The sequence below is a fragment of the Lentzea sp. NPDC020367 genome, from assembly GCF_044387305.1.
Classification (GTDB): Bacteria; Actinomycetota; Actinomycetes; order Mycobacteriales; family Pseudonocardiaceae; genus Lentzea.
The window spans coordinates 104,821-121,855 of sequence record NZ_JBIRVV010000009.1 but is presented as its reverse complement, the minus strand read 5'-3'; the positions used below and the strand labels follow the sequence as shown (position 1 = coordinate 121,855).

17 protein-coding genes are annotated in these 17,035 nt (G+C 68.1%); 5 read left to right on the top strand and 12 right to left on the bottom strand.

The genetic code is table 11. The features are described 5' to 3' along the window. Window positions 1–264: 264 nt before the first annotated feature. A complete protein-coding gene (locus tag ACH413_RS32930) occupies window positions 265–1,236 on the bottom strand; it encodes an NADPH:quinone oxidoreductase family protein (RefSeq protein WP_360046762.1) in 972 nt (323 codons plus the stop codon). A gap of 1 nt (window position 1,237) precedes the next feature. Continuing rightward, window positions 1,238–2,038 carry an SDR family NAD(P)-dependent oxidoreductase gene (locus ACH413_RS32925; RefSeq protein ID WP_360046761.1) on the bottom strand — a complete coding sequence of 267 codons (801 nt, stop codon included), beginning with the start codon at window positions 2,036–2,038 and terminating at the stop codon, window positions 1,238–1,240. A gap of 130 nt (window positions 2,039–2,168) precedes the next feature. On the opposite strand from ACH413_RS32925, the gene ACH413_RS32920 reads away from it, so the two are divergent. Beyond that, on the top strand, window positions 2,169–2,921 hold the full coding sequence (locus ACH413_RS32920) for an SDR family oxidoreductase (protein WP_360046760.1): 753 nt from the start codon (window positions 2,169–2,171) through the stop codon (window positions 2,919–2,921). Between the two features lie 5 nt (window positions 2,922–2,926). After that, a complete protein-coding gene (locus ACH413_RS32915) occupies window positions 2,927–3,379 on the top strand; it encodes a MaoC family dehydratase (protein WP_266042958.1) in 453 nt (150 codons plus the stop codon). Here ACH413_RS32915 and ACH413_RS32910 read toward each other — a convergent pair. Then, window positions 3,360–3,935 (bottom strand): TetR/AcrR family transcriptional regulator, encoded by a 576-nt coding sequence (locus ACH413_RS32910; protein ID WP_360046759.1) that lies wholly within the window; start codon window positions 3,933–3,935, stop codon window positions 3,360–3,362. The two genes, ACH413_RS32915 and ACH413_RS32910, sit on opposite strands and share 20 nt — an antisense overlap. Window positions 3,936–3,973: 38 nt before the next feature. On the opposite strand from ACH413_RS32910, the gene ACH413_RS32905 reads away from it, so the two are divergent. Next, window positions 3,974–5,029 carry a DUF2855 family protein gene (locus ACH413_RS32905; protein WP_360046758.1) on the top strand — a complete coding sequence of 352 codons (1,056 nt, stop codon included), beginning with the start codon at window positions 3,974–3,976 and terminating at the stop codon, window positions 5,027–5,029. On the opposite strand, the gene ACH413_RS32900 is transcribed toward ACH413_RS32905, so the two are convergent. The 7 genes from ACH413_RS32900 to ACH413_RS32870 are packed head-to-tail and all read right to left on the bottom strand — an operon-like array spanning window position 5,019 to window position 11,954. Then, window positions 5,019–5,561 (bottom strand): 3'-5' exonuclease, encoded by a 543-nt coding sequence (locus ACH413_RS32900; protein WP_360046757.1) that lies wholly within the window; start codon window positions 5,559–5,561, stop codon window positions 5,019–5,021. The genes ACH413_RS32905 and ACH413_RS32900 overlap by 11 nt on opposite strands. A 22-nt stretch (window positions 5,562–5,583) precedes the next feature. Further along, a complete protein-coding gene (locus ACH413_RS32895; protein ID WP_360046756.1) occupies window positions 5,584–6,291 on the bottom strand; it encodes a hypothetical protein in 708 nt (235 codons plus the stop codon). Further along, window positions 6,278–7,705, bottom strand: a complete 1,428-nt coding sequence (locus ACH413_RS32890) for a substrate-binding domain-containing protein (protein ID WP_360046755.1) — start codon at window positions 7,703–7,705, stop codon at window positions 6,278–6,280. The genes ACH413_RS32895 and ACH413_RS32890 overlap by 14 nt, the downstream gene beginning before the upstream one ends. Then, window positions 7,702–8,829, bottom strand: coding sequence for a hypothetical protein (locus ACH413_RS32885; protein ID WP_360046754.1), 1,128 nt, complete (start codon window positions 8,827–8,829; stop codon window positions 7,702–7,704). Before ACH413_RS32885 ends, ACH413_RS32890 begins: the two co-directional genes overlap by 4 nt. Window positions 8,830–8,843: 14 nt before the next feature. Continuing rightward, window positions 8,844–9,602, bottom strand: coding sequence for a glucose 1-dehydrogenase (locus ACH413_RS32880; protein ID WP_360046753.1), 759 nt, complete (start codon window positions 9,600–9,602; stop codon window positions 8,844–8,846). After that, window positions 9,602–10,798, bottom strand: a complete 1,197-nt coding sequence (locus ACH413_RS32875; protein ID WP_360046752.1) for an acetyl-CoA C-acetyltransferase — start codon at window positions 10,796–10,798, stop codon at window positions 9,602–9,604. The genes ACH413_RS32880 and ACH413_RS32875 overlap by 1 nt, the downstream gene beginning before the upstream one ends. Window positions 10,799–10,808: 10 nt before the next feature. Further along, window positions 10,809–11,954, bottom strand: a complete 1,146-nt coding sequence (locus tag ACH413_RS32870) for an acyl-CoA dehydrogenase family protein (protein ID WP_360046751.1) — start codon at window positions 11,952–11,954, stop codon at window positions 10,809–10,811. A gap of 93 nt (window positions 11,955–12,047) precedes the next feature. On the opposite strand from ACH413_RS32870, the gene ACH413_RS32865 reads away from it, so the two are divergent. After that, window positions 12,048–12,668, top strand: coding sequence for a TetR/AcrR family transcriptional regulator (locus ACH413_RS32865; RefSeq protein WP_360046750.1), 621 nt, complete (start codon window positions 12,048–12,050; stop codon window positions 12,666–12,668). On the opposite strand, the gene ACH413_RS32860 is transcribed toward ACH413_RS32865, so the two are convergent. Further along, entirely contained in the window at window positions 12,661–12,933 is a 273-nt protein-coding gene (locus tag ACH413_RS32860) for a GlsB/YeaQ/YmgE family stress response membrane protein (RefSeq protein ID WP_360046749.1), read from the bottom strand. The two genes, ACH413_RS32865 and ACH413_RS32860, sit on opposite strands and share 8 nt — an antisense overlap. An 86-nt stretch (window positions 12,934–13,019) precedes the next feature. After that, entirely contained in the window at window positions 13,020–13,799 is a 780-nt protein-coding gene (locus ACH413_RS32855) for a sporulation protein (protein ID WP_360046748.1), read from the bottom strand. 179 nt (window positions 13,800–13,978) lie between these two features. Between ACH413_RS32855 and ACH413_RS32850 the strand changes: the two genes are divergently transcribed. Next, a complete protein-coding gene (locus tag ACH413_RS32850) occupies window positions 13,979–16,990 on the top strand; it encodes a carboxyl transferase domain-containing protein (RefSeq protein ID WP_360046747.1) in 3,012 nt (1,003 codons plus the stop codon). The last annotated feature ends 45 nt before the right edge of the window (window positions 16,991–17,035 follow it).

Genomic DNA, 17,035 nt, shown 5'->3' with positions numbered 1-17,035 from the left:
GTGTGGCCTGGTCCTGCCGACCCTATTTTCGTCCCCCCCCCCCCACCTCTCTGATGTGGCCCGCTCTTGGCTCGGCTCGTGACGGGACCCCGCCGCCAACGCAACTCTCAAAGCAACAGGCAGCCGCCCAAAGCAACAGGCGTGCCATCTACCCGCGAGTGGCGCGGACCCCCCGATCAGATTGCCGGGGGTCTGGGGGCAGAGCCCCCAGGGGAAGCACGCAACCGCAAGGTCGCCGCCCGCAAGCCGGGGAACGCTACGAACCTAGCGAGACGGGTCAAGCACAAGCTTCCCAGCAGTCCGACGAGACCGAAGGTCCTCGTGAGCCTGCCGAACCTCCCCCATCCCATACTCCCCACCAGGAACGGCCCGAATCTTCCCATCCACAACAAGCGCAAACAGCTCACTCATCGCCCGATGCGCCAACGTCCCATGCTCAGCATCCCGAACCCTCAACGCGTGCGGCAACCACATACCCGCAACGGTCGTGGAGTGCACCAGCAACGCCCCGAGGTCAACCGGCTTCGGCCTTTCCCGCGAGGCCATGCCATAAAACGCAAGCCGCCCAAAAGGACCCAACGCCACAACCGACTGATCAGTGACCGCTCCCCCAGTCATGTCCAGAACAACATCAACCCGCCGCCCACCATTGGCCTCGATCAGGGCAGCAGTCATGTCCTCAGACCGAGAGTCGATAGCAACATCCGCCCCAAGATCCAACGCCAACTTCCGCTTGTCCTCAGACGAAGCAGTAGCGATGACCCGCCCAGCCCCCCACAACTTGGCCAGCTGAACGGCAATCGTCCCCACACCGCCACCAGCAGCGTGCACAACAACCGACTCACCAGCCTCCATGTGAGTCGACTTGCGCAGCAACAGCCAAGCCGTGGCCCCCTGAACGATCAACGACAACGCAGTCAGATCGTCCACACCATCAGGAACGTCAAAGGTGGTCAGAGCAGGCGCAACAGCCTTCTCCGCATACCCGCCAGAGTTCTTGGTCAGAGCAACAACCCGACGCCCATCCTCCGTGACACCAACAACCTCACCACCAGGAACCAACGGCAGCGACATCTTCGCCAGGTACGAGTTCTCCGCCTGGTGCGTGTCGGCGTAGTTCAGCCCAGCACGCGAAACGGAGATCAGCACCTCCCCTTCACCCGCGACCGGGTCGGGCAGCTCCACCTGCTGGAGCACCTCGGGCCCGCCGAACTCGGTGATCTGAATGGCACGCACGTCAGTTCTCCTCAAGCGCGATCGAAACGGGGTCCTTGCGAGCAGCCTCGATGCGCGAACCATCAGCGGCACGAGGCCCAGGCGGGTTGCGGAACCCGAACGGCTCCGACGAACGGCCGGCCTGCACGAACCAGGCCTCGCCGGTACCCGATCCCTCCACAATGGACATGAAGCCGTCCACCACGGCGGACACCGGGATGATCGGCATGCCGATCTCGTCCAGCGTCGACCGCAGCGGCACGATGATGTTGGTGTCGGCGAACCCGGGACACAACGCGTTCACGCGCACGTCCGTGTAAGCGCCACCAAGCGAGCGCACGAGCCCAACGACAGCAGCCTTGTTGGCGCCGTACACGGGGTCGCCCGGCATGGCCATGAGACCAGCCATGGACGCCGTGGCGATGATCTGGCCGCCACGCTTGCGAACCTCGGGCAACGCGTAGTGCGCGCCGTAAACGACGCCGTCGAAGTTGATGGCCATCGCGCGCCGGTACGTCTCGACGTCGAAGTCGTCGCCCAGCGAGCACCCGGTGCCGATGCCGGCGTTCAGGAACGCGATGTCCAGCCCGCCGAACTCACGCACCGCGACAGCGACGGCCTCGGCGGAGTCCGAAGGCACCGTCACGTCGCAGCGCACGAACACGCCGCCGATCTCATCGGCGACGGCTTTGCCCTGGTCGACGTCCACGTCAGCCACGACGACGTGCACGCCGAGCGACGCCAGACGCCGGGCGGACGCGGCGCCGATGCCGTTGGATCCGCCGGTGATGAGCGCGACCTTGCCGGTGAGTTCCACTGGCACCTGCCTCCTCGAATTGCCACATTCCGACCAGTCGGTATGGTCGTCCGCACAGGCCTGGACGTCAAGCGGACTGATAGGTACGTTACTAAGCGCTTGCTTAGCTCACCATCCCCTCACCGAAGGAGGACCCGTGGCCGACAGGGTTGCGATCGTCACCGGCGCGGCTCGTGGCATCGGCGCCGCGGTCGCGCAGCGTCTCGCCGCGGACGGCCTGGCCGTCGCGTTGCTCGACCTCGACGAGCAGGGCGTGCTGGACGGCGCCGACAAGATCGTCGCGAGCGGTGGTCGCGCCATCGGCCTCAAGGTCGACGTCGCCGACGAGGAGCAGGTCAACGCCGCCGTCGCGAAGGTCGCCGAGGAGCTCGGCGCGCCGACCGTGCTGATCAACAACGCCGGCGTGCTGCGCGACAACCTGCTGTTCAAGATGACCTCCGCGGACTGGGACACGGTCATGAACGTGCACCTGCGCGGCGCGTTCCTGATGAGCAAGGCCGTTCAGGCGTTCCAGACGAAGGAAGGCTTCGGCCGCATCGTCAACCTGTCGAGCACCAGCGCTCTCGGCAACCGCGGCCAGGCCAACTACTCCGCCGCCAAGGCCGGTCTGCAGGGCTTCACCAAGACCCTCGCGATCGAGCTCGGCAAGTTCGGCGTCACGGTCAACGCGATCGCGCCCGGTTTCATCGCCACCGAGATGACCAAGGCGACGGCCGAGCGCATGAAGATCCCGTTCGAGGACTTCCTCACCGGCGCTGCGCAGGCGATCCCGGTCGCGCGCGTCGGCCAGCCGGAGGACATCGCGCACACCGCGTCGTTCCTCGTGAGCGAGGGTGCCGGGTTCGTGTCCGGCCAGGTCATCTACGTCGCCGGCGGACCGAAGGACTGAGACTCATGCGCGCTTTCGAGAACATCGACGAGCTGGTCGCCGCGAAGGGCGAGCACCTCGGGTTCGGCGAGTGGCACGAGGTCACGCAGGAGCAGGTCAACCTGTTCGCCGACGCGACGCTGGATCACCAGTGGATCCACATCGACGTCGAGAAGGCCAAGAAGGGCCCGTTCGGCGGTCCGGTGGCGCACGGCTACCTGACGTTGTCGCTGGTGCCGTACCTGGTGCGGGACGTCTACACCGTCAAGAACATCAAGATGGGCGTGAACTACGGCAGCAACAAGGTCCGCTTCCCGCAGCCGGTGCTCGTGGGCTCCAGGGTGCGCGGCGGGGTCGAACTGCTGGACGTCACGGACATCGCGCTGGGCAAGCAGCTCGTGACCAAGGTCGTCATCGAGATCGAGGGCAGCGACAAGCCCGCGTGCGTCGCCGAGATCGTCAGCGTGATTGTGCCGTGAGGCTGTGGATCAGCAGATCCGCGTAGTGCTCCGCCAGCCGCCCGGCCGGGATGTCCCCGTCCGGGCGGTACCACGTGCCCAGCTGGTGCAACGACCCGAAGAAGTAGTACGTGGCGACGTCGGCGGGCACGTCGTCGCGGAAGGTCCCGTCCCGCTGGCCCTCCTCGATCAGGCCGCGGAACTTCTCGTGGTAGCGCCGCCGTTCCGCCCGCACTTCCTTCTGCTTCTCGGCGGACAGGTGGTTCATGGAGCGGAAGAACACCTTGGCGGCGTCGAAGTCCTCGATGCTCGTGACGATCACGTCGATCGCGGCCTCGCGGAGGCGCTCGGTGATCGGGCCGGTACTCGACGCGATCTTCTCCAGGTGTTCGGTCTGCAAGCGCAGCAACCGCCCGTAGATCTCGTGCAGCAGGTCGTCCTTCGACCCGAAGTAGTGGTACATGGCGCCTTTGGTGACGCCCGCGTGTTCCACGATCTCCTGCACGGCGACCCGCTCGTACCCCTTGTCCGCGAACAGGCGGGTGGCGGCGTCGATCAGTCTTTCAGGCACGGTCACGACCGGAGCGTACCTTCCGAGCTAGGAGAATCCAGGCAATGACCACTCGCTGGACGGTGGTCGTCGATCGCGACGACCTCACCAAAACCGAGGTGCTGCACGACGAACTGCCGGAGCCGTCCGAGCTGTCCGACTGCGAGGTGCTGCTCCGGGTCAGCCACGTCGGCCTCACCGCCAACAACGTCACGTACGGCGTGATCGGCGACCTCATCGGCTACTGGCGCTTCTTCCCGGCGGGCGGCGAGGGCCAGGGCGTGATCCCGGTCTGGGGCTTCGCCGACGTCGTCGAATCCACTGTGGACGCTCTGCCCGCCGGCACCCGCGTCTACGGCTACCTGCCGATGGCGAGCCATTTCGTCGCACGCGCCAAGCTGACCTCGTCCGGTTTCGTCGACACCGCCGACCACCGCGCCGACCTGCCCGCGGTCTACAACAGCTACCTCGTCACCACCCAGGATCCCGCCTACGACGAGCAGCTCGAAGACCTGCAGGTGCTGTACCGGCCGCTGTTCCTCACGTCGTTCCTGCTGGCCGACCAACTGGCGGACAACGACTTCCACGGCGCCCGCACCGTCGTCATCTCCTCGGCCTCCAGCAAGACGGCGTTCGGCACCGCACAACGCCTTCGTGACCAGGGCGTGCGGGTCGTGGGCCTGACCTCGCCGCGCAACGTCGAGTTCACGCGGAGCCTGGGCCTCTACGACACCGTGCTCCCCTACGACGCCTCGGTGGACGTCGAACCGAGCGCGTACCTGGACTTCAGCGGGTCGGCCGACGTGCGTTCGGCGCTGCACGACCGGCTGGGCTCCGCGCTGGTCAAGGACATCTCGATCGGCCTGACCCACCAGGCCGCCTCGCAGGACCCGCGCTCCGAGTTCTTCTTCGCCCCGGACCAGCTGCGCAAGCGCACGGCCGATTGGGGCTCCGACGGGTTCGCTGAGCGCTTCGGCGAGGCGTGGCGCGGCTTCACCGCTCAGGCGGGCGACTGGGTCGGGGTCGTCCGGCACAGCGGCCCGGACGAGTTGGTCGACGTGTGGCAGGCCGTGCTCGCGGGCAAGGCGAACCCGAACAGCGCCGACGTGATCACCTTCTGATCAGCCCTGCCAGCAGGCCCGCGATGTTGTGGGCGTCGTCGTGGCCGCGGTGGTGCGTGCCGTCGAGCTCCTGCCCGGCGAGCCGCACCGCCTCGGCCATCCCGACCTCCCGCGGCAACGCGTGCACCAGCGCGAACAACGTCTTGACGTTGACGTGCCGCGGCCCGAACGGATACTTGACACCGAAGTCGGCGCACTGCCGTTCGAACATCTTGCGGTCGTAGTCGCCGTAGGACGCCCACACCCGGCGATCCGACCGGAACTCCTTGCGCAGCAACGCACAGGCCTCGGCGAACGAGACTCCGCCCGCGACCTGTTCGGCGGTCAACGTCGTGAGCTGAGTGCAGAATGGACTGACGGACGACCGCGAAGGCCGCACCAGCACCGACCGCCGCTCACCGCGGACCCCGGTCGCCACCGCGACCGGGCAGATCCCGATCTCGATGATCTCCGAGACCTCACCGGCGGGCGGCGTTCCCTCCCAGCACGTCGACTCCACGTCGACCACGAGCACTTCGTCCAACGCGATCACGCGCTGATCGTCCCCCACCCGTCTACTGGAATACGACGACCGGCAGCACCACGATCTCGCCGGTCGCCGCGTTCCACGACTGGACCTTGCCGAGGCATCGCGCGTTGAACTGACCCGGCGGCAACGTGTCGCGCAGGCTCGCCCGGTCGCACTCCACCCGCACCCAGTGCTCGCCCACGGGCGCGATCAGCACCGCCGGGTCCTCACCGTCCCCGACCTCGAACCGGCCGTGCAGCGACACGTAGTCGCGGATGTCGTTGAGCCGCTTGGCCTTTCCCCGCCGCCACGACTCGTCGGCCGTGATCGTCCGCGTCGTCAGGTCGACGTCGACCACGCCGTGGCCCGCGCGCAGGCCGGCCAGCACGACGCCGATGACGTCGATCTCCGTGGCCGGTTTCTCGTAGGTGTCGGTGTTCTGCTCCACCACCGACCCGTCCACGCCGATGCCGAACTCGCTGGGGCCGACCTGCAGCTTGCCGTTCTTGGTGACGGTGATCTGCTTGACGAACTGCCGGGTGACCGCGTCGTCGTACCGGCCGACCTTGCACAGGTTGATCATCCGCCGGCCGTGCACGTAGAACAGCAGGCCCGGCACCTCCGGTTCCGGTTCACGGCGCCGCAGCCACCGCCAGCCGAGAGCGACGACCACGACCAGCGCGATCAGCGTCGCGACCCACAGCAGGATCCAGCCCCACGAGACCGACCACCACAGAGCTCTATCGACATCCACGGATCTCTCTCACCGCCTCCAGCAACGACTTCGCGCCGGCCTCCACGAGACGGCCACCGCTCGCCTGCGCCACCCGGTCCAGTTCCGCCGTCGAGGCCTCGCCGAACCGGATCGGGAACACCGGCACCTCTCCCCGCCCGACCCTCAGGAACTCGTTCACCGACGGACCCGCGTTGTTCTCGCCGTCGGTCATCAGCACGACCGCCGTCTCCCCGCGGGCCAGTCGCAAGGCGTGGTCCAGCGCGGCCCAGATCGCCGTGTTGTCCTGCAGGTCGTCGGACGCGACGACGGCCAGCAGCGCGTCGAGGTCCTGCTTCCCGCGCACGGTGATCGAACGTTCCTCCAGCACGGTGCCCGCGAACCGGATGATCGTGACCGTCTCGCCGACGTAGAAGCGGTCGAACCCGTTGAGCGACGCGAACGCCTCCCGCAGCCCGGCGAGCCGCGGGCCCCGCATGGAGGTCGAGTAGTCCAGCACGAAGATCACCTGACGACCTTCGCCCGCGCGGTCGTGGAACAGCAGCAGCCGGTCGAGCACCTCCTGGCTGTCCGGGAAGTACAGCGCGGTGCCGAGGTCGGCGCGCAGCTTCTCGTTGCGCACCACGGAGGGTTCGACGGGCCGGCGCCAGGTGCGTTCGGCGATCATCCGCTGCGCGTCCGGCGACTTCAACCACTCCACGACCCGGTCGTACGCGGCGCGGTGCGCGGGCTCGACGAGCATCAGCGGGTAGTCCGACAGCACGATGCCGTCACGCGGGTAGACGATCTCCAACGGCTCCGCCAGACGCCCGGAAGCGTTCAGGGACAACAACTCGGACTCGTGCGCGACCAGTCCGTCCACATCGGACCGCCACACGAACTCGGCGACCGGGTCAGGCGCGTCGAACGCCCGCCCCGCGAGGAATCCCTGCAAACGATCGCAGCTCACGTCCTCCGGCCGCAGCGCCGCGCCGGTGCCCGCGGCCGCCGTGGCGACCCCGATCAACGCGGCCATCCCACCACCGGACACCCGCGGATCGGCCATGCCGTACCGGAACTGGCCCAGCGCGGCCCGGTCGGCGACGTCGGCCCACGTCGGCCGCTCGCCCAGCACGGCCCGGCTGCCGGGTTTCACCCCGAGCACCACCGGGGACGTCATGACGCTCGACGCCAGCTCGGGTTCGGCACCGCGCAGCCGCAGGAACCTGGTGGTGGACAGCCACGCCAGGTCGAACCCCGCGAGCGATTTGCTGGCCTCGACGGTGCCGCGGTGCTCGACCGTCAGCTCGACCCCGGTGGCCTTCTTCAGTTCCTCCAGCACAGGGCCGAGGTCGGCCAGCTCCGTGCTCGCCAGCATCTTCAGCCGGACCGGCGGCGGGGTGCTCGACGTGCACGCGGTCAGCAGGAGCAGCAGAACCGCTGCCAGCACCCTCATTTGCAGTCGCCGACGACGTCGAGCATGCGCTCGAAGAGCTCCGCTTTGGGCAGCTCCACCCTGCCCATCTCCCCTGCCGGGGGTTCGGGCAGGCCTCGGGAAGCGATGTAGCCGCCGAAGTCGGCGCCGGTCTCGCCGTTCCAGCCGAGTGAGTGGAAGCCGAGCTCGACGGCGCGGCGGCGCAGGTCCGGGTCGCTCATCATCAGCTCGCCGATGCGGTCGCCCTCGGGCGTGAACGAGATCAGCTCAGGCGTGCTCTGGTGTTGCTTGGTCGGGTAGAGCAGCACGCGTTCGGTGTCGAAGGTCTGCTGCCGCAACTGGTACGCGATGTACTGGTGTTCGTAGATCACGGCGATCACGGCGTGCGTGCGGCCTTCCGGCACGAAGTACTTCGGGGCCATGTCCTCGCCGGCCTGCCCCTGCGCGTCGATGTGCGGTTTGACCTTGAGTGCCAGTTCCTCCGCCGCCTCGACGGTCTGCGGGGGCACGTCACCGAGGGAGGTGGCGAAGAACCCGACGAGCGTCGCGCCCGAGTAGGCCTTGCAGGGGTCCGGCGACTGGGCGATGACCCGGTTGCCGTTGGTGAGGCCGGGGTCGATGTCCTTCCACCGCTTGGTCCCGAGCGTCGAGAAGTCGTTCACGTTGAGGTTGTAGTAGTACGGTTTGTCGCCCGTGTCGTGCGGCTTCGCGACGCCGGCTTTGACGAGCGCCTCGGCGTACTCGCGGAACGTGGCCAGCACGACCGGGGTGAAGAACGGCCGGTACGGCACCACGTGTTTTCCAGCTCGCCGCGACTTCACGTGCTCGTTCGCCACGTGCCCGGACGGGAACACGAAGTGGTAGGAGTCGAGGTCGGGTTTGTTCGCCAGGTCGCGCGAGCCGACCGGTGTCACGTGCACCTGGTAGCCGCGCGCCATGAGGATGCGCTTGACCTGCTCGTCCTCGAAGAAGTCGCGCTTGGAGGCGATCAGGGCCCGCACCACGGTGACAGAACGAAACGGGCCGGTGATGTGCCCCGAAACGAGCAACACCACCAGCCCGACGACGAACACCGCCAGCGGCGGCACGAACCACAGCAGGAACCGTCTTCGCGGGTCGACGATCTTGAACTCGGGCTCCCGCACGGCTCCCCCTGGAGTCAGACGATCACGGCACCACCGTCGACGACGAGCGTCTCCCCGGTAACGTAACCGCCCGCCGGCGAGGCCAGGAAGACAACGGCGGAAGCGAGCTCCTCCGGGTCACCGATTCGCCCGGATGGCAGAGTGGCCTGGATCTTCTCCAGGTACCCCGGCGGGTACTGGTCGGTCATCTCGGAGGCGAAGAAGCCGGGGCAGATCGCGTTGACGCGGATGCCCTTGCGCCCGGTCCACTGCTGCGCCAGATCCCGCGTCAGGCCGAGCAGACCGGCCTTCGACGCCGAGTACGCGGCTTGGGGAATACCGCCGGTCACCAGGCCGAGCACGCTGGAGATGTTGATGATCGAGCCACCGGACTTCATGACGGCCGCGGCCGCCTGGGCCATCCAGTAGGCGCCGTTGAGGTTCACGTCCATGACGCCTAGGAACTGCTCCGGCGTCTCCCGCGACGCCGGCACCGCCGACGCGACGCCGGCGTTGTTCACGAGCACCGCCACCGTGCCGAACTCCGCCGCCGCACGAGCGACCTCACGGCAGTCGTCGGGCTGCGACACGTCGGCCTGCACGACCAGGGCGCGCCGGCCGGCGGCCTCGACCAGCGCGGCCGTCTCCTTCAGCTTGTCCGCACGGCGTGCCGCGAGCACGACGTCCGCGCCGGCCTCCGCGAGGCCCTTGGCGAACGCGACGCCGAGGCCCGAGGAGGCGCCGGTGACGATCGCGACCTTCCCGTCGAGACGGAACTTGTCCAGGATTCCCACTACGAAAGCCTTTCCAGGATGATCGCCATGCCCTGGCCGCCGCCGACGCACATCGTCTCCAGGCCGAACTGGGCGTCGCGGGCCTGCATGCCGTTGATCAGCGTCGTCATGATTCGAGCACCGGTCGAGCCGAACGGGTGACCCAGCGCGATCGCACCGCCGTGCACGTTGAGCTTGTCGATGTCGATGCCCAGCGCGCGCTGCGAGCCGAGCACCTGGACGGCGAAGGCCTCGTTGATCTCCACCAGGTCGATGTCCGAAATGGACAGACCGGCGTGACCCAGCGCCTGCTTCGTGGCGTCGACGGGGCCGAGGCCCATGATCTCCGGCGACAGTCCGGAAACACCCGTGGACACGATGCGCGCCAACGGGGTCAGTCCCAGTTCGCGGGCCCGCACGTCGCTCATGATCACGACTGCGGCCGCGCCGTCGTTGAGCGGGCAGCAGTTGCCCGCGGTGATCGTTCCCTCGGGCCGGAAAACCGTCTTGAGAGAGGAAACAGACTCGTACGTGACGCCGGCGCGCGGTCCGTCGTCAGTGGAGACCACTGTGCCGTCGGGCAAAGTGACCGGCGTGATCTCGCGGGCGAAGAAGCCGTCCGCGATGGCCTTCTCGGCGAGGTTCTGCGACCGCACGCCGAACTCGTCCTGGTCGTGCCGCGAGATGCCCATCTGCGTCGCGACGTTCTCGGCCGTCTGGCCCATCGCGATGTAGTAGTCGGGCAGTTCGCCGTCGAGCCGCGGGTCGGTCCACGGCGCGTTCGAGGCGGCCGTGTCCAGGGTCCGCTGCTGCGCTTCGGCGAACAGCGGGTTGAACGACGGCGCGCCCGCGTGCATGTACCGCGATACGCATTCGACGCCGGCCGAGATGAACCCGTGGCCCTCCCCCGCCTTGATGGCGTGGAAGGCCATCCGCGCGGTCTGCACGGACGACGCGCAGAACCGGTTGACCGTCGTGCCCGGCAGCGAGTCGTAGCCGAGCTGCACGGCCACCCGGCGCGCGATGTTCTGGCCGTGCTCGTCCTGCGGCTCGGCACACCCGAGGTGCAGGTCGGTGATCTCGGACGCCGGAAGGTCGCCCAGCGCGGCCGAGATCACCTGCGTGGCCAGGTCGTCCGGGCGCAGCGAGACGAGCGATCCCTTGCGGGCACGGCCGATCGGCGACCGGGCGGTGGAGACGATGACTGCTTCAGCCATGGAACACCCCTTACAGGCCCAGGTCGCGGCCGATGAGTTCCTTCATGATCTCGTTGGAACCGGCCCAGATCTTCGTGACGCGGGCGTCCATCCAGGCGCGGGCCACGCGGTACTCGGTCATGTAGCCGTAGCCGCCGTGCAGCTGCACGCAGGCGTCGATGACCTCGTTCTCGACGTCGGCGCTCCAGTACTTGGCCTGCGCCGCCTCGACCGGGCTCAGTTCGCCGCGCACGTGCTGCATGGTCAGCGTGTCGATGAACGCCTGCGAGACGTCCAGCTTGGTGCGCAGCTCGGCGAGCAGGAACTTGTTGTGCTGGAACTTGCCGATCGCCTGACCGAAGGCCTTGCGCTCCTTGACGTACTCCAGCGTCTCGTCGAAGACGCCCTGCGCGTGCGCCAGGTTCGAGATGGCGCCGCCGATCCGCTCCTGCGGCAGGCGTTCCATCATGTAGATGAAGCCCTGGCCCTCGTCGCCGATCATGTGCTCGGCGGACAGGCGCACGTCGGAGAAGAACAGCTCCGCGGTGTCGGACGGGTGCTGGCCGACCTTGTCGAGCTTGCGGCCGCGCTCGAAGCCGGGCATGCCGGTCTCGACGGCGAACAGCGTGATGCCGCGCGCGCCCTTGGACGGGTCGGTGCGGGCCGCGACGACGATCATGTCGGCGGTGTAGCCGTTGGTGATGAACGTCTTGGAGCCGTTGAGGATCCAGTCGTCACCGTCCCGCACGGCGTTGGTCTTCAGCGCGGCGAGGTCGGAGCCGCCGGACGGCTCGGTCATCGCGATGCCGGTCTTGATCTCGCCGGTGCACATGCCGGGCAGCCAGCGCTGCTTCTGCTCCTCGGTGCACAGGTCGACGAGGTAGGGCGCCACGACGTCGCCGTGGATGCCCAGACTCGACGCCACCGCGGCGTTGACCCGGCACAGCTCTTCGGCGAACACCGTGTTGAACCGGTAGTCGTTGGCGCCGCTGCCGCCGTACTCCTCGGGGATCTCCAGCCCGAGCAGGCCCTGGCGTCCGGCCTCCAGCCACACGTCCCGGTCGATCACCCGCTGCTCGATGAACTTCTCGACGTTCGGCGTGATCGTGCGCTCGACGAACGCCTTCGCCGACTCCCGGAACGCGGCGTGATCCTCGTTGAACAGCGTCCGCTGCACGACTTACCTCCATACTAAGCGGTTGCTTAGCGCTAAGCGCTCGCTTAGCGTGCAGTACGATCCATCACCTGTCAACACGCGAGGAGCCGCCCGATGACGACGACCGGACTGGACGGGTTCTCGCTGCTCGACGAGACCTGGCGCACCGTCACCCCGGACGCCGCCCGCCGGATGCTCATCGCGGCCGCCCACGCGTTCGCCGGCAAGGGATATCACGCCACGACGACCAGGGACATCGCCTCGCTGGCCGGAATGTCCCCGGCGGCCGTGTACATCCACTACCGGTCCAAAGAGGAACTGCTGTTCAACATCTCGCTCGTCGGCCACGAGACGTCGCTCGCCCTGCTGTCGAGCATCGGCGGCGACGGAGCGGTGGAGCGGCTCAGGAACGCGGTGGCGGGGTTCGCGGGATGGCACGCGGAGTTCCACACGACGGCGCGGGTGGTGCAGTACGAGCTCGGCGCGCTCTCTCCCGAACACCACGCGGAGGTGGCGGAGCTGCGCCGGCAGATCGAGCAGCGGATGCGGGCCTACATCGCGGACGGCGTCGAGGAGGGCGTGTTCGACGTCCCCGACCTCAAGGGCGCGACCCTGGCCGTGCTGTCGCTGTGCATCGACGTCGCCCGCTGGTACCAGCCGAGCGGGAAGCGGACCCCGGACGAGATCGGCGCGATGTACGCCGACCTCGTCCTGAGGATGGTCCGACCTAACTGACCGACTTCCTGCCGTACACACCGGCTACGAGCGAAACACCGATCGCGGCGACGACGATCTGCACGATCACCTCGATCCAGTCGATGCCCGGCGTGTCCTGCACGCCGAGCAGCCGCGCGATCCACGACCCGATGAACGCGGCCGCGATGCCGACCAGCAGGGTCAGCCAGATCGGGATGGCCTGCTTGCCCGGTGCGAACAGCTTGCCGAGCAAGCCCAGGATCAGACCGATGATGAGCGCGCCGAGAATGCTCTCGATGGTCACGGACGCCTCCTCCCGCTACACCCCGATGCACTCGGGGATCTCGGGCGAAATCATCCCGTTGATCGTGGCTGCCCGCAGCGCGAGAACTACCAGCGGCTACCGGAGACCTGCGACATCCACTGGTTGATCGTGGCGGTCCAGTCCGTGCCGATCGCCTGCTGGTGCGACACGGCGAAACGGCCGTACGCGTCGCCGCCCGCACGGAGCAGTCCGGCGCGCTTGTCGGCCTCGAGGATGACGTGCAGCTCGCCCGGCGTCGTGACGAAGGTCAGCTCGACCTGCTTGACGCGGCCCGCGAACTGCGGCGGCGGGTAGAACTCGATCTCCTGGTAGAACGGCAGCTGCTGCGGCACGCCGTGGATGCGGCCGCGCTCGTTGTCCGCCTTGGTGAAGCGGAAGCCCATGTGCCCGAAGGCCTGGAGCACGGCGTCCTGGGACTGAAGCGGGTGCACCCAGATCGGGTCGAGGTCGCCGGGGTCGACGGCGCCGCGGACCTCGAGCTCGGTGCGCAGGCCGAGCTGCATGCCGTGCAGCTGCTGGCCGCCGACGACGTTGATCGGGCACTCGAACGGCACCGGGATCTGGAACGGCAGCGAGAGGTTCTGGTGCGGCTGCACCACGATCCGCTGGCCCACGGAGAACTTGTGGAACTCCATGTTGGTGTTGTACTCGTTGTCGCCGCTCTCGACCTCGACGCGGGTGAGCAGCGCGAGCGTGACGTGGTCGATCTCGGCAGGGTGGTCGCCACCGGCGATGCGCACCTCACCCGACAGCACCTCGCCGGGCCTGACGTTGGGGTTCGTCAGCACCGTGTCGACAGTCGGCCCGCCCACACCGAACGCGCGCATCATCCTCTTGAACACCACTGCGGCCTCCTGAAGCCCTTGCATGTTTGCGGGGAGTCTGCCAACTGGATCGCCCGTTTGCGGCGAAGTGTTCCGTTGACGCCTCAGTACCCCGATCGGTTCCGTATGGACTTCCGTTCACTTCAGATGGCAACATGCGACCGCCGTCACATACTAAGCGGTCGCTCAGGAGGATTGCCGTGCTTCTCGTCGCCAACCGGGGTGAGGTCGCCGTCCGCGTGCTGCGCGCGGCTGCTGACCTCGGAATTCGCACCGTGGCGGTATACGCGGAGGACGACGCTTCTTCGCTCCACGTGACGCTCGCGGACCGCGCCGTGGCACTGCACGGGCCGTCGCCGTACCTGGACGTGGATCAGCTGCTGGATGCCGCCGAGGGGTGTGTCGCCGTGCATCCGGGGTGGGGATTCCTGTCCGAGAACGCCGATTTCGCTCGGGCGTGTTCGGAGCGCGGACTGGCGTTCGTCGGGCCGTCCGCTGACGTTCTGGAACTGCTCGGTGACAAACGGCGAGCACAGGAGCTGGCTTCCTCGCTGGGGATCCCGGTGCTGGACGCGCTGCCCGGCGAGTTCCCGGTGATGGTGAAGGCGGTCGCCGGCGGGGGCGGCAAGGGCATGCGGGCGGTTTTTGACGCTTCGGAGCTCGATGCCGCGGTCGAGGCGTGCCAGGCCGAGGCTTTGGCCGCGTTCGGTGTCGGGGACGTCTACTTCGAACGGTTGATGCCCTCCGCCCGGCACATCGAGGTACAGCTCGTCGGGACGTCGGTGATCGGCGACCGCGACTGCTCGCTGCAACTGCGGCACCAGAAGGTCGTGGAGATCGCGCCCGCTCCCCTGCTGGATCCCTTGCTGCGCAAGGCACTGCACGAGGCGGCCGTCGCTCTGGCCGTCGCGGCGGGCTACACCGGCGTCGGCACCGTCGAGTTCCTGGTGTCCGGGGACTCGTTCGCGTTCCTGGAGGTCAACCCGCGGCTGCAGGTCGAGCACACGGTGACCGAGATGGTGTCCGGAGTGGACCTCGTGCGCACCCAGTTGCTGCTCGCCTGGGGCGGCGACGTGGACTTCACGCCGCACGACCGCGGCGCGGCCGTGCAGGTGCGGCTGAACCAGACCTCGGGCGGTGTGCTGTCGTCGTTCGGGCTGCCGGCTGGCCCTGGCGTCCGCGTCGACACGCACGGGTACGTCGGCTACCGGGTCGGGACGCGCTACGACGGGTTGCTGGCGAAGCTCGTGGTGCACGGCGAGGACCTCGACGTGGCGCTGAACCGGGCGCGCCGGGCGTTGGGCGAGTTCCGGGTCGAGGGGGTCTCGACGAACCTGGAGTTCCTGCGCTCGCTGCTCTCTCGCGACATCGTCGGCGCTTCTACTGACTTCGTGGTCGAGGAGCCCGTTTCGGGCATGCGGGCTCCGCTGGCGGGCACGGTGGTCGCTGTTTCCTCCGACTCCGTCGTGCTGGAAGCGATGAAGATGCAGCACGTCGTGCGGGTGTCCGGCGACGTGCTGGTGTCGGTGGGCGACACCGTGTCCGAGGGCCAGGTGCTGGCTTCCGGCGCGGGCGAGTCCACTGAGGACGTTCCCGAGGTGGATCCGGCGTTGGTCCGGCCGGATCTGGCCGAGGTGCTGGCGCGGCACGACTTCGACCGCCCTGAAGCCGCTGCGAAACGGCACGCTCGGGGTGGCCGGACCGCGCGGGAGAACATCGCGGATCTTTGTTCTTCGTTCGTCGAGTATGGCGGCCTCGCGATCGCCGCCCAACGCCAGCGCCGTTCGCTGGACGACCTGATCGAACGCACGCCCGCCGACGGTCTGGTGGCAGGAATCGGTGTCGTCAACGGCGCACGGGTCGTGGCGATGTCCTACGACTACGCGGTTCTCGCCGGCACGCAAGGCCTGCGCAACCACCAGAAGAAGGACCGGCTGTTCGCCCTGGCACAGCAGGAGAACCTGCCGGTGGTGCTGTTCGCCGAGGGTGGCGGCGGCCGTCCCGGCGACACCGACCACAGCATGGTCAGCGGACTGGACTGCGGCTCGTTCCACGCGTTCGCGCAGCTCAGCGGGCAGGTGCCGTTGATCGGCGTGGTGGCGGGCCGGTGCTTCGCGGGCAACGCGGTGCTGCTCGGCACGTGCGACGTGATCATCGCGGTCGAGGGCGCGAACATCGGCATGGGCGGGCCGGCGATGATCGAGGGCGGCGGGCTGGGGGTGTTCCGGCCGGAGGACATCGGCCCGTTGGACGTGCAGGTGCCCAACGGCGTCGTGGACATCGCGGTGGCGTCGGAGGAGGAAGCCGTCGCCGTCGCCAAGAAGTACCTCTCGTACTTCCAGGCTCCCGCAGGCGTCCCCTCGTCGAGTGCGCAGCCTTCGCCGTCGCCCTCGGGGGGACCCCTGAACTCAATTCTCCCAGACAGCACCGACAATTTCGGATCGTGGAACTGCGCGGACCAGCGCCTCCTCCGCCACGCCGTCCCCGAGAACCGCCTGCGCGCCTACGACATCCGCGCCCTGATCCGCACCCTCGCCGACACCGACAGCGTCCTCGAACTCCGCAACGGCTTCGGCAAGGCCATCGTCACCGCCCTCATCCGAGTCGAAGGCCGCCCGATCGCCCTGATCGCCAACGACCCCAAGGTCCTCGGCGGCGCCATCGACGCCGACGCCGCCGACAAGTGCGCCCGCTTCCTCCAGCTCGCCGACGCGTTCGACATCCCCGTCGTCTCCCTGTGCGACACCCCGGGGTTCATGGTCGGCCCCGACGCCGAACGCACCGCCACCGTCCGCCACCTCACCCGCATGGTCGTGACGGGCGCCAACCTCACCGTCCCCTTTGGACTCGTGATCCTCCGCAAGGCCTACGGCCTCGGCGCCCAGGCCATGGCGGCGGGCAACCTCAAGGTGCCGCAGTTCGCGATCTCCTGGCCCACCGGGGAGTTCGGCCCGATGGGACTCGAAGGCGCCATCAAACTCGGCTTCAAGAAAGAACTCGACGCCATCGCCGACCCGGACGAGCGCAAGCAGCGCTACGACCAGATAGTCGCAATGGCTTACGAGCACGGCAAAGCACTCAACGTCGCCTCGGTCTTCGAGATCGACGACGTGATCGACCCGGCCGACACCCGCCGCTGGATCACCACGGCGCTGGCCCCTGCAACTTCCCGCTCCCAAGGGAAGAAACGCCCGTACATCGACACGTGGTGAGGAGAATCCGTGGTCAGCGTCGCCCCTGCGGAACAGAAGACCTTA